Annotated in this window: 13 protein-coding genes; 11 read left to right on the top strand and 2 right to left on the bottom strand. The window is 63.9% G+C overall.

What is annotated here, in order from left to right; genetic code table 11:
• Window positions 1–63 precede the first annotated feature (63 nt).
• Window positions 64–801, bottom strand: a complete 738-nt coding sequence (locus P1J78_RS13260) for a FadR/GntR family transcriptional regulator (RefSeq protein WP_275567851.1) — start codon at window positions 799–801, stop codon at window positions 64–66.
• Between the two features lie 183 nt (window positions 802–984).
• Between P1J78_RS13260 and P1J78_RS13255 the strand changes: the two genes are divergently transcribed.
• From P1J78_RS13255 to ribB, 10 genes are all read left to right on the top strand, one after another.
• Window positions 985–2,133 carry a mandelate racemase family protein gene (locus P1J78_RS13255; RefSeq protein WP_275567850.1) on the top strand — a complete coding sequence of 383 codons (1,149 nt, stop codon included), beginning with the start codon at window positions 985–987 and terminating at the stop codon, window positions 2,131–2,133.
• Between the two features lie 65 nt (window positions 2,134–2,198).
• On the top strand, window positions 2,199–3,803 hold the full coding sequence (locus tag P1J78_RS13250; RefSeq protein ID WP_275567849.1) for an ABC transporter substrate-binding protein: 1,605 nt from the start codon (window positions 2,199–2,201) through the stop codon (window positions 3,801–3,803).
• 71 nt (window positions 3,804–3,874) lie between these two features.
• Window positions 3,875–4,903, top strand: coding sequence for an ABC transporter permease (locus P1J78_RS13245; RefSeq protein ID WP_374213274.1), 1,029 nt, complete (start codon window positions 3,875–3,877; stop codon window positions 4,901–4,903).
• Window positions 4,900–5,784, top strand: a complete 885-nt coding sequence (locus P1J78_RS13240) for an ABC transporter permease (protein WP_275567847.1) — start codon at window positions 4,900–4,902, stop codon at window positions 5,782–5,784. The genes P1J78_RS13245 and P1J78_RS13240 overlap by 4 nt, the downstream gene beginning before the upstream one ends.
• A gap of 5 nt (window positions 5,785–5,789) precedes the next feature.
• Window positions 5,790–6,632, top strand: a complete 843-nt coding sequence (locus P1J78_RS13235; RefSeq protein ID WP_275567846.1) for an ABC transporter ATP-binding protein — start codon at window positions 5,790–5,792, stop codon at window positions 6,630–6,632.
• Window positions 6,629–7,375 carry an ABC transporter ATP-binding protein gene (locus P1J78_RS13230; protein WP_275567845.1) on the top strand — a complete coding sequence of 249 codons (747 nt, stop codon included), beginning with the start codon at window positions 6,629–6,631 and terminating at the stop codon, window positions 7,373–7,375. The genes P1J78_RS13235 and P1J78_RS13230 overlap by 4 nt, the downstream gene beginning before the upstream one ends.
• Before the next feature lie 64 nt (window positions 7,376–7,439).
• Window positions 7,440–8,240 carry an NAD-dependent epimerase/dehydratase family protein gene (locus P1J78_RS13225; RefSeq protein WP_275567844.1) on the top strand — a complete coding sequence of 267 codons (801 nt, stop codon included), beginning with the start codon at window positions 7,440–7,442 and terminating at the stop codon, window positions 8,238–8,240.
• A gap of 90 nt (window positions 8,241–8,330) precedes the next feature.
• Entirely contained in the window at window positions 8,331–8,684 is a 354-nt protein-coding gene (locus P1J78_RS13220) for a hypothetical protein (RefSeq protein ID WP_275567843.1), read from the top strand.
• Between the two features lie 223 nt (window positions 8,685–8,907).
• Window positions 8,908–9,714, top strand: coding sequence for a helix-turn-helix transcriptional regulator (locus P1J78_RS13215; RefSeq protein WP_275567842.1), 807 nt, complete (start codon window positions 8,908–8,910; stop codon window positions 9,712–9,714).
• Between the two features lie 121 nt (window positions 9,715–9,835).
• Window positions 9,836–10,978, top strand: coding sequence for a 3,4-dihydroxy-2-butanone-4-phosphate synthase (gene ribB, locus P1J78_RS13210; RefSeq protein ID WP_275567841.1), 1,143 nt, complete (start codon window positions 9,836–9,838; stop codon window positions 10,976–10,978).
• 54 nt (window positions 10,979–11,032) lie between these two features.
• Here ribB and P1J78_RS13205 read toward each other — a convergent pair whose 3' ends face one another.
• Window positions 11,033–11,761 (bottom strand): IclR family transcriptional regulator, encoded by a 729-nt coding sequence (locus tag P1J78_RS13205; RefSeq protein ID WP_275567840.1) that lies wholly within the window; start codon window positions 11,759–11,761, stop codon window positions 11,033–11,035.
• A 157-nt stretch (window positions 11,762–11,918) separates the two neighbouring features.
• On the opposite strand from P1J78_RS13205, the gene P1J78_RS13200 reads away from it, so the two are divergent.
• Window positions 11,919–12,503, top strand: a complete 585-nt coding sequence (locus P1J78_RS13200; RefSeq protein ID WP_275567839.1) for a VOC family protein — start codon at window positions 11,919–11,921, stop codon at window positions 12,501–12,503.
• Window positions 12,504–12,537: the final 34 nt, after the last annotated feature.

Here is a 12,537-nt window from a genome sequence, read left to right as displayed (position 1 = left end):
CGGGCACGTCACGTCGCGCGCCCTTGCGCGCCGTGTCGGTCCGGCCGATCTAGCGCGTGCCGGTCAGACTTCCATGCTCTCGCGCAGGACCGCGCGGTAGCGGCGCAGGTTGCCTTCGAGGTGGTCCGCCATCGCTTTTTCGGCGGCCTCGGGGTCCTGATCCATGATCGCTTCGACGATCCGCCTGTGCTCCTCGGGCAGAGCGGGGTTCTGGGCATAGGCGGGACCGGCCGTGGATTTCCCAAGCTCGGTGCGCGGCACCATTCCCGGCCGGATCAGTTGCAGAATCTGGGGAAACAGCGAGTTCTGCGACGCTTCCGCGATGGCATAGTGGAACTGGAAATCCGCTTCCCGCGTCGGCGCGCCCTCGCGGAACAGGGTCGACACCTTCTTGTGCTCGGCCAGGATCTTCTCGATCTGCGCGGTGGATCGGCGTTCGGCGGCCAGGCTGGCCGCCCGCATCTCGAACGCGCTGCGCACCTCGAGTATCTCGATGACCCCCGCGATCCGGCCGGAATTCAGCCCCGCCAGCGAGGCCGCCTGCCGCGCGAGCGTGTGGTCCAGCGCATAGACCCCGGATCCCCTGCGCGCCTCCACCAGGCCGTCCGAGCGCAACGCGGAAATCGCCTCCCGGACGACGGTCCGGCTCACCGAATGCTTGCGCACCAGTTCCGCCTCGCTGGGCAGCCGGTCCCCCGGCTTGACCACGCCGCTGACGATATCCTGTCGGATAAGTTCGCTAAGCTGTGCGACAAGCGATTCGCGCAACGGCTTTGAATTCTGGTTCACGCTGTCCGACATCTTCGGCCCCGCTTTCGCTGCTGTTTCAAACAGTTCAAGGCATTTCCCTTTTTGTCAAGCCTACTTGGCCCTGACCCGCCTGCGCCCGCAGCTTGTATGACAAGCCGCGTCTTATATGTTGACTTGCACCAATTTATCATACAACTTTGGAGCCAACGAGAACGAGCCGACCGGGGGGAAGCGGTGCTGATTACAGATGTCTCTGTTCGGGTATTCCGGCACACGACGCGCCGCCACGCGGATGAAGCCGGCCATGCGCATCCCGGCCCGCCGCACAAGGTCGCGCTGGCGATCCTGACGCTCCGGACCGAGGATGGCGACGAGGGCTATGCCTTCGCCCCGCCGGAAGTGCTGCGCGACCATGTGATCGACAAGTTCGTCCGCAAGGTGCTGATCGGACAGGACCACCGCGACCGCGAGCGGCTGTGGCACGAGCTGGCCCATTGGCAGCGGGGCTCGGCGGCGCAGCTGACCGACCGGACGCTGGCGGCGGTCGATACCGCGCTGTGGGACCTGGCGGGCCGCGCCCTGAAACAGCCGGTCTACAAGCTGATCGGCGGCTGGCGCGACGCGGTTCCCGCCTATGGCTCGATCATGTGCGGCGACGAGATGGAGGGCGGGCTGGCCACGCCCGAGGATTACGCCCGGTTTGCCGAAGCCCTGGTCGAACGCGGATACAAGGGCATCAAGCTGCACACCTGGATGCCGCCGGTCAGCTGGGCACCCGATGTCGAGATGGACCTCAAGGCCTGCGCCGCCGTCCGCGAGGCCGTGGGCCCCGGGATCGCGCTGATGATCGACGCCTTCCATTGGTATTCCCGCACGGACGCGCTGAAACTGGGCAAGGGGCTCGAAAAGCTCGGCTTCGACTGGATCGAGGAGCCGATGGACGAGCAGTCCATGGCCTCCTACAGGTGGCTGGCCGACAACCTCGATATCCCCGTCCTCGGCCCCGAAAGCGCCGCCGGAAAGCACATGGCGCGGGGGGACTGGGCCGCGGCCGGCGCCTGCGACATCCTCAGAACCGGGGTCAGCGATGTCGGCGGGCTGACGCCCGCGCTGAAGACCATGCGCCTGGCCGAAGGGTTCGGCATGGACTGCGAGGTCCACGGCAACCAGTCGCCGAACCTTCATGTCGTCGCGGCGTCCAGGAACTGCCGCTGGTACGAGCGCGGATTGCTGCATCCGTTCCTCGACTACGATGACGGCTTCGACTACCTGACGTCGCTTTCCGACCCGATGGACGCACAGGGCCTCGTCCATGTGCCCGACCGTCCGGGTCTGGGCGACGAGATCGACTTCGACTTCATCGAAGATAACCGGATCGCGTGATCCCGGTTCCGGGCCTGCGACAGCGGGGCCCGACCACAACCGCAAATCTCAAAGGGAGGACCAAAATGAAACATCTTCTTGCATCCGCCGCGCTCGGCGCGCTGGTTCTGGCCACGCCGATGGCCACCACCGACGCCTGGGCCGAGACGCCCGACGACCAGCTGGTCATCGCGATGACGCTGAACAACGTGCTGACCCTCGATCCGGCCGCGATCACCGGGGGCGAGACGGTTCAGATCCTGAACAACGTCTACGATGCCCTGGCCGAGCTGAATCCCGAGACCAAGGAGCTGGAACCGCGGATCGCGGAAAGCTGGGAGATCGCCGAAGACGGCATGTCGGTCACCTTCAACCTGCGCGACGACGTGACCTTCGCCAGCGGCAATCCCCTGACGGCCGAGGATGTCGCCTGGTCGATGAAGCGGGCGCTGGAGCTGAACCTCGCCTCCGCCTCCGGCTTCAAGAGCCGCGGCTTCGAGAGCGACAAGGCCGACGAGTATTTCGTCGCCCAGGACGACCACACCTTCGTGCTGAACCTGCCGCAGCAGGACGACCCGAAGCTGCTCATCATGACGCTGACCCAGGCCGGGGCGGGCTCGATCCTCGACAAGGAGCTGGTGCTCGAAAACGAGCAGGACGGCGACATGGGCCAGGCCTGGCTGACCAACAACTCCGCCGGTTCCGGCGCCTACGTGCTTACCGACTGGCGCTCGAACGAGCACGTGATCCTGACCCGGAACGAGAACTTCTGGGGCGACGCGCCCGAGATGCGACGCGTCCTGATGCGCCACATGCCGGAATCGCAGTCGCAGCGCCTGGCGCTGGAGCAGGGCGACATCGACATCGGCTATTCGCTGTCCAAGCCCGATCTGACCGCGCTGCAGGACAACCCTGACGTCACCGTCGAGACGGTGCCGAGCGCGGGTTTCTACTATCTCGCCGTTTCGATGAAGGACGAGCGGTTCGCCAACCGAAAGGTCCGCGAGGCCTTGCGCTACCTGATCGATTACGACGGCATCAACACCGCGATCATGCCGTTCTTCGGGGTCGAGTATAAGCGCAACATCAACAGCCATGCCTTCGGCGTGCTGCCGCAACCCGACTACGAGCTGGACGTCGAAAAGGCCAAGGCCCTGCTGGCCGAGGCGGGCTATCCGGACGGGTTCGACACCACGATCCGGGTGATCTCGACCCAGCAGTTCCTCGACAGCGCCACCGCGATCCAGGGAACGCTGGCGCAGGCGGGGATAGATGCCGAGATCATCACCGGCGACGGCGGCCAGATCTACGGCGCGATGCGCGAGCGCGATTTCGAGCTGCTCGTGGGTCGTGGCGGCGGCGGGCGCCTGCCCCACCCCGACAGCAACCTGCGCGCGCTGGCCTACAACCCGGACAACAGCCAGGACGCCGGGCTGACCAACTTCCAGGGCTGGCGGACGAGCTTCTATGACGAAGAGCTCAACACGATGATCGAGAACGCGCTGATCGAGGGCGACACCGGCGAGCAGATCCAGATGTACCACGACATCCAGCGGTACATGGACGAGCTGGTGATGTCGATCCAGCCCTTCTCGGAGCGCGTGGTGACGGCGGCCTACCAGGACGACGTGGACGGCGTGATCGTCGATGTCTGGACCAGCCGCGTCGAGGACGTTGTCAAGGACCGCTGATCATCGCAGCCTGAACACTTCCGGGGCCGTCCGCGTGGCGGCCCCGGATCGACACGGGGAGGACAGACGAGATGTGGAGGTCGCGACGGACCGCCCGTTCCGCCTTGCAGCAACTGACGACGATCGCCGTCACCTTGCTCGGGCTGCTGGTGATGACATTCATCATCGGGCGCATGATGCCGGTCGACCCGGTGGCGGCGATCGTGGGCGAGGACGCGACCCGCGACGTCTATGAGAACGTCTATCGCAAGCTGGGCCTCGACCGGCCGGTCTGGCAGCAGTTCCTGTTCTACCTGCGCGACGTGGCGACGCTGGATTTCGGCGTGTCGATCCGGACCGGACAGCCCGTCCTGAACGATATCCTGCATGTCCTGCCCGCGACCATCGAACTCGCGACCTTCGCCATCATCATCGGCGCGGGGCTGGGCGCGCCGCTGGGCGTCATGGCCGCGGTGAACAAGGACCGCTGGCCGGACCACGTGATCCGCGTCTTCAGCCTCATGGGCCATTCGATGCCGATCTTCTGGACCGGCATGATCGGGCTTCTCGTCTTCTATGCCGGGCTCGGCTGGGTCGGCGGGTCGGGCCGGATGGCGACATTCTATATCGGCCTGGTGCCCGAACGGACCGGATTTCTGTTCATCGACAGCGCCATGGCCGGCGAATGGGACGTGTTCTGGAGCGCGCTGAACCACGTGATCCTGCCCGCCGCGCTCCTGGGCTACAGCTCGGCGGCCTACATCACGCGGATGACGCGCAGCTTCATGCTGGATCAGCTGAACCAGGAGTATATCACAACCGCCCGCGTCAAGGGGCTGAGCAGCCGCAAGACGATCTGGCGCCACGCCTTCGGCAATATCCGTGTGCAGCTGGTGACCATCGTCGCGCTGGCCTACGGCTCGCTGCTCGAAGGCGCGGTGCTGATCGAGACGGTGTTCGCCTGGCCCGGCTTCGGCCAGTACCTGACGTCGAACCTCATCATCGGCGACATGAACGCGGTGATGACCTGCGTGCTGGTCGTCGGGCTGATCTTCATCACGCTGAACCTGATCTCCGACCTGCTCTATCGCGTCTTTGACCCGAGGACCCGCGCATCATGACCGCCGCCACGCAGCCCCGCCGCATGCCGCAATCGCTGATCGCGCTGCGCAACATCCTGGCCTTCCTGATGCGCTCGCCCACCTCGGCCTTCGGCCTCGTGGTGCTGGCGATCCTGATCCTGACGGCGATCTTCGCGCCGCTCCTGGCCACGCACGATCCCTATGTGCAGGACCTGCAGAACACCCTGCAACGGCCCGGGAACGGCCATCTCTTCGGCACGGACGAGCTGGGCCGGGACATTTACAGCCGGCTGGTCTATGGCTCGCGCATCACCCTGACGATCATCTTCCTGGTGACGATCGTCGTAGGGCCCATCGGCCTGCTGGTCGGCACCGTCTCGGGCTATTTCGGCGGCTGGTGGGACACGGTTCTGATGCGGATCACCGACATCTTCCTGTCCTTTCCGTCGCTGATCCTGTCGCTGGCCTTCGTCGCCGCGCTGGGTCCGAGCCTGAACAACGCGATCATCGCCATCTCGCTGACCGCCTGGCCGCCCATCGCCCGGCTGGCCCGTGCCGAGACGCTGACCTTCCGCGCCGCCGACTATATCTCGGCCGCCCGCCTGCAGGGCGCGAGCGCCACGCGGATCATCTGGAAGTCCATCATGCCGATGTGCCTGCCCTCGGTGATGATCCGCCTGACGCTGAACATGGCCACGGTGATCCTGACCGCCGCGGGTCTGGGCTTTCTCGGCCTCGGCGCGCAGCCGCCGCTTCCCGAATGGGGCGCGATGATCGCCACCGGCCGGCGCTACATGATCGACCACTGGTGGCTCGTGACCTTCCCGGGGCTGGCGATCCTGGCGGTCAGCCTGGCCTTCAACCTCCTGGGCGATGGCTTGCGCGACGCGCTCGACCCCAAGCAGATGAACAAGAGGTAGCGGCGATGACCGATCCGATCCTCGACATCCGAAACCTCTCCGTCCGTTACCGGGGCACGCCCGACCCCGCCGTGCGCGGCGTCTCGTTCACCCTGGGCCGCGAGCGACTGGGGATCGTGGGCGAAAGCGGCTCCGGCAAGTCGACCGTGGGCCGGGCGCTTCTGAAGCTACTGCCTACGGCCGAAATCACCGCCGAGCGCATGCAGTTCGAAGAGGTCGACCTGCTGAACGCCCCCGAGCGCCGGATGCTCAAGCTGCGCGGGCGCCGCATGTCGATGATCCTGCAGGATCCGAAGTTCTCGCTGAACCCGATCCAGCGCTGCGGGCACCAGATCGCCGAGGCCTACCGCACCCATGTCAGGGCGTCCAAGGCCGAGGCGAAGGCCAAGGCGGTCGAGATGCTGGCGGCGGTGCAGATCCGCGATCCGGAGCGGGTCTACATGCTGTATCCGCACGAGGTGTCGGGCGGCATGGGGCAGCGCATCATGATCGCGATGATGCTGCTGACCGACCCCGATCTCGTCATCGCGGACGAACCGACCTCGGCGCTGGACGTCACCGTCCGGCTGCAGGTGCTGAACATCCTCGACGCGCTGGTCCGCGATCACGGTATCGGGCTGATCATGATCAGCCACGACCTCAACCTGGTGCGCAACTTCTGCGACCGGGTGCTGATCATGTACGCGGGCCAGGTCGTCGAGACGCTGGACGCGGCCGATCTGGACCATGCGACCCATCCCTACACCCGCGGCCTGCTCGCGGCGCAGCCGCGCATCGGCGGCGACCGGTCGGCCCTGCCGGTGCTGGAACGCGACGCAAGCTGGGCACAGACGGGAGCGACGACATGAAACCGGTTGCGATACGCGATCTCTGCATCTCGTTCGGGGCGGTTCAGGTCCTGCACGACGTGACCTTCGACGTGGCCTCCGGCGAAAGCTTCGGACTCGTCGGGGAAAGCGGCTCCGGCAAGTCCACCGTGCTGCGCTGCATGTCGATGCTGCAGGCCCAATGGACCGGCGACGTGATCATCGGCAGCCAGTCGGTGCGCGAGATGCCGCTGAACGCGCGGGTCCGGACGGTGCAGATGGTGTTCCAGGATCCCTACGGCTCGCTGCACCCCCGTCATTCGGTCGCCACCGTCCTGTCGGAACCCCTGCGCATTCACGGCCTCGACCGGCAGCGGGCGCGGATGGAGCAGGCGCTGATCGACGTGGGCCTGCCGGTCGACTTCCTCGAACGCTTCCCGCACCAGCTGTCGGGCGGCCAGCGCCAGCGCGTCGCCATCGCCCGCGCCCTGATCCTGGAGCCGGAGGTTCTGCTGCTGGACGAGCCCACCTCGGCGCTCGACGTGTCGGTGCAGGCGGAGATCCTGAACCTCCTGGCGCGGCTCAGGTCCGAGAAAGGCTTCACCTACCTGATGGTCAGCCACGACCTGTCGGTCGTCGACCACATGTGCGACCGCTTCGCGGTGATGCAAGCCGGCCGGATCGTCGAGGTCCTTGATCGCGCGGCGATCCCGTCGAACGCCGCGACCCAGCCCTATGCCCGCGACCTCATCGCGGCGAGCCTGGCCTACGAGCGCGCCGTCTGAGGGCCGGATACCGGCGGCTCCTGCCGCGGCGCCACGCGGCCAACGACAGAACACGGAGAGAGACATGCTGAACAAGCTCTTGATCACCGGCGCGGGGGGCGGCCTCGGCACGGTCTGCCGCGACCGGCTCGGCCACCTGGCCAGGACCGTCCGCCTGGCCGACCGCGACGGGTTGGGCGAAGCCGGAGCGACCGAGGAGATCGTCCATTGCGACCTTGGCGACAAGGCGGCCGTCGCGGCGATGGTGGACGGCTGCGACGGCATCGTCCACCTGGGCGGACAATCGGTCGAGGCGCCGTGGGAGACGATCCGCAACGCCAATATCGACGGCATGGTCAACCTCTACGAAGCCGCGCGCAAATCCCCTGTGACGCCGCGGATCGTCTACGCCAGTTCCAACCACGCCATCGGGTTTCACCCCCAGACCGATCGGCTCGACGCCCATTCGCCGACCCGGCCGGACGGGTTCTACGGTGTCTCGAAGGTCTTCGGCGAGGCGCTGGCGCGGATGTATTTCGACAAGTTCGGGATCGAGACCGCCTGCGTCCGCGTCGGCTCTTCTTTTCCCGAACCCAGAAATCACCGGATGCTGTCGACCTGGATGAGCTATGACGATTTCGTGCGCCTGATCGAGCGTGTCTTCGCGGTTCCGCGCCTCGGCTGCCCGATCGTCTACGGCGCCTCGGACAACGACGCGGCGTGGTGGGACAACCGCGAGGTCGCCTATCTCGGCTGGCGCCCCCAGGACAATGCCGAGGCGTTCCGCGCCAGGATCGACGCCGAGATGGACCCGCCGCCCGCGGACGACGTGAACGCGATGTACCAGGGCGGCGCCTTCTGCCGCGACGGCATTCACGAGGCGTAGAAGCGCCAATTGCACGAGGGCGCCAGGCGCGACCCCGCTGCCCAACGGGCGGGATGTCTGCCCCCTGCCCGTCCCTCGACCCTCTCATAGATGCCGCTCTTCCTGCAGGCGCCCGGTCACCGGAGCGCCGAGCGCCCGACCGCCGAGGGCGTGCGCGACGGCGGTGGCGCCCCGTCCCTGGCCGTCACGCCCGCAATCAGATTCCTTTCGGATCGGTCGACGTGTCTGTATCCTGACATGCGACGATCGTTTTTCATGTTTGGCGACGAGCGGATATCGAATCCGCGGACGATGCTGCACCTCGCGCGTGAAGGCACCCGCGACCGCTCGCTACCGTTCAAGCACAAGGAATCGCTCATGCTCCCCCTGGCCGACGGTACACCACGACGGCACCGACCAGCCCCCGGCAAGCCCCGAAAGCCGACCGATCCGGAACGACCTTGACATCGAACATTAGTGTTCTATATTCGAACCCAATTCCGGACATGCATGGCTTCGATGGAGAAGAAGCACAGTAAAGGCCTAGCTGCCCAAATAATCCATCTGAGCGAAAACGAACGGGAAGAAATAACTACGTGCAACCTCACGACTCAAGCGACGCGGAGGCCCCCGTCTATAGGAGAACAGCGGCTTCTCGATTGAGTCGACATCAGGAGGAGGTGATACAATGCTGGTCGTGAATCAGGATACCCTGAATAACGGATCGCACAAGATTTCTCATGAGGTTGCAGACCTTGTAAACGATGTCGGGACAAAACGATTCGATGAAAGTCTGAAGAATATCGTATGGTCCCACCTGCACTGCTCTCAAATAACAGCCTTCACCTTCGAACAAGCGCAGGCCCCAACGACCGTGGGCCTGTTTGCCGACAACAGAGAAGAACAAGTGCGTCAAGCGGCGACGCGCTATGAGGAAATGCATTGGCAAAACGACCCGTCCAATTTCTTCCTGACGGAGTCGAACAAGAATGAAGGCAGCTTTGCTGTCATCGTATCAAAGGAAGATATCGAGAATACGGACTTTGTCGAAGACTGCTTTCTGGAGCCGCACGTCCTCCAACGGCTATCCTTCATTTCGAACCTCAACGGCGATCCATTCAAGCTCAGCTTTCACAAGAACGACGGCCGCGGGAAGTTTGACGAGAACGCCGTTCTGAGCTTCTTTAATCATATTCAGACAATAATGGCGCTAATCGTAAAGCACGTCGAAATCACAAAGGACACGCATCCGGAGAAGAGCGAGAACGAGATATTCGAAGATATCCTGAGGCACCACTATCCCGAGCTGACCGCGCGGGAAAGAACCGTCTGCGGCCTGATTGCGATCGGGCTGAGCTCCGAAGCGATTGCCCTGACGCTCGACATCAGCATCAACACGGTGCTGACCTTCCGGAAGCGGGCCTATTCGAGACTGAACATCTCGACACAGAATGAGTTGCTCAGAATGCTCTATCGGGCGCAAGCGCGCTGGTGAGCCCCGTCGCGGAAGGCCAGAAAACAGGCAACGCATGAGCCGTGGACCTGACCGAGGGTCCGCCAGGGGCGCCCATCGCGTCGGTGCCAACCCGAAATCACACCGCCAATAGAAGACAAGTATGCCGACACCCCAACCGACCGATTATCACGAGTACGCCGAAGCCGGTTCCGTCGAGAAATCCCTCTCGGATTCAATTGCGGATATCGAGGATATCATTTCGGATGCTCGCGAAGGGAAGATGTTCATTCTCGTCGATCACGAAGACCGCGAGAACGAAGGCGATCTTGTCATTCCGGCCCAGATGGCGTCGCCCGAGGCGATCAACTTCATGGCCACCTACGGCAAGGGACTCATCTGTCTTGCCCTCACGGGGGAACGACTGGATCAGCTGGCCATCCCGCAGATGGTTTCGACCAACACGGCAAGAAAGGAAACGGCCTTCAGCGTCTCCATCGAGGCGCGCGACGGTATCACGACCGGGATCTCGGCAAGCGATCGGGCACGAACCATCGCCGTCGCGATCGACCCTGCCAGCTCGTCCTCCGACCTGTGCAGCCCCGGCCATGTGTTTCCCTTGCGCTCGCGGCGGGGGGGCGTTCTGGTCCGGGCCGGACATACCGAAGCTGCGGTCGATGTCAGTCGGCTGGCCGGCCTGCAGCCGGCAGGGGTGATCTGCGAGATCATGAACCCGGACGGCACCATGGCGCGGCTGCCTGAGCTGATCGAGTTCGCAGACACCCATGGGCTGAAGATCGGGACTATTTCCGACCTGATCGCCTACAGGCATCGACACGACAGCCTGGTCGAGGAAGCCTCGCAGCAGACCGTCCAGTCGCGGATTGGCGGCGAGTGGACGTTGAGAATATTCAAGGACTCCGTAAAGGGCGCAGAGCATGTCGTTCTGACAAAGGGCGATCCGTCGGGGCCCGAGCCGATCCTGGTGCGAACGCATGCGGTGAACCTGCTTTCGGACGTCCTGGGCGTCGGGGAGAATGCGGCCCTTCATGGGTCCATGCGGGTGATCGCGGAAGAAGACAGGGGAATTGTCTGCCTCTTCGATCAAACCCCGTCCTCGTTCCTGAAGCCGGACGACGCGGGGGAGCGTCGGGTCTTGCGGGACATCGGTTTGGGCAGCCAGATACTGTCGTCGCTCGGCGTCGAGAAAATGATCCTTCTGTCCGACCATGCCGAGAATACGTATCTGGGCATGGATGCGTTCGGACTGGAAATCGTCGAGATCCGAAGGATCAACGCGACGTGACGAGAGTGAACGGGCCAAGCCATCCGGTCGGGGATGGTTCGGGTCTCGCCGGCTTTACTTGGCCGGAACACAATCCTCCGTGATCAGCTTCTCGATCGTCTTCTTCGCCGCGATCAACCTGTTGATGTTGTCGGGCAGACGTTCCCACCGCTGCTCCGGCACCAGGATCGCGAGACTGTAGCGCACGGATTTGCCCGGCTCTATGATAGGGACTGCGGCCCCGGCAACGCCCAACTGCAGCTCGTTTTTCGTTATTGCGTAGCCTTTCTCGACAATACTCGAAAGCCGGCTACGCATTTCGCCTGGGTTTTTCTGCTTGGCCAGCAGTCTTTTCAGCGTCTGATCGTCTTGCCAGGCGAGAATTGCCAACCCGCTGGCCCCGACCCAAAGCGAATGCCTGGCCCCGACCCTATGTTGGACACGGACGATCTCGGCGTCGCTCGTCGCCTGTTCGATTACGACGGCCTCTTCCCCGTCCATGTGATGCATCACCACGCATTCGCCAATGTCGTTGGCAAGCTCATCAAGTACCGGTCGGGCGAGCCGCGGGACATAGTTCGTTTTCTCCGAGCCGGCCATCTGGCTGAGGATCGGGCCGAGGTTGAAGGCCTTGCCGTCCCGACTGACATAGCCCCTCTCGTGCAAGGTGTTGAGAAGGCGATGCGCAACCGTTCGGTTGATGCCGGCAACCGCGGCAAGCTCGGCAGTTGTCCTGGGACCTTCGAATGCAACCAACTCCAGAAGTTGCAGCATCTGATCGCCTGTCGAAGAAATCTCAGCCATTTCCGTATCTCCAGTTTTTGTTGGCCTGCATGACGCACCGATCCATGTCCAGCGCTCTCTTTTCCGGATCGGACGTCCGAGGGTTGACTCGCGGCGACCTGCCGTTTAGTCCACTATTCGAACACTATAGTTCGTTTACAGAACAGGAGGAACGTATATGCAAGCCCGTCCCGTCAAGCTGGGCCACGTTGGGATCGCCGTTGAGGACATCGATGCTGGCGTGGCGTTCTACACCGAACAACTCGGGCTTCGCCTCACCGAACGGTTCACCTACGAAGAGACCGTCGGGCATGGCGTCGCGGTACGCGCAGGTGCGTTCGTTCGGTGCGACGCGACGCACCATGCGATCTCGATCTTCCAGCTGACCGATCCCGATCTCACCAAAGCCTCCAAACACCGTCTCGGCCTCCATCACATCGCCTTCGAATTCGCCTCGCCCGAGGATCTTCTGTCGAAGTACCGTCAGGTTCGGGATGCCGGGGTGACGATCGTCAACTGCCGTGTCGGCGGCCCGGGCAACCATCCCCGCTTCTATGCCAAGGATATGGACGGAAACCTCCTCGAATTCTATTGGGGCATCGACCAGATCGGCTGGGACGGCCTGCCGCGGGTCTATCCCCCGATTACCGAGATCGACCTCGAAGCATTCGACTTCGTCGCGTTCCGCCGCGAGTTCGACGAAGCTCAGCGGCGTATGATCGAGCAGTCGTCCCGGATCGACGGCGTCGCCGTTTCCACCTGACCCTGTCGTCAGAACGATCCCGGGGGATCGTTCT

Source organism: Psychromarinibacter sediminicola (assembly GCF_029168335.1).
GTDB lineage: Bacteria > Pseudomonadota > Alphaproteobacteria > Rhodobacterales > Rhodobacteraceae > Psychromarinibacter > Psychromarinibacter sediminicola.
This window is presented reverse-complemented; position numbering and strand designations above follow the sequence as displayed.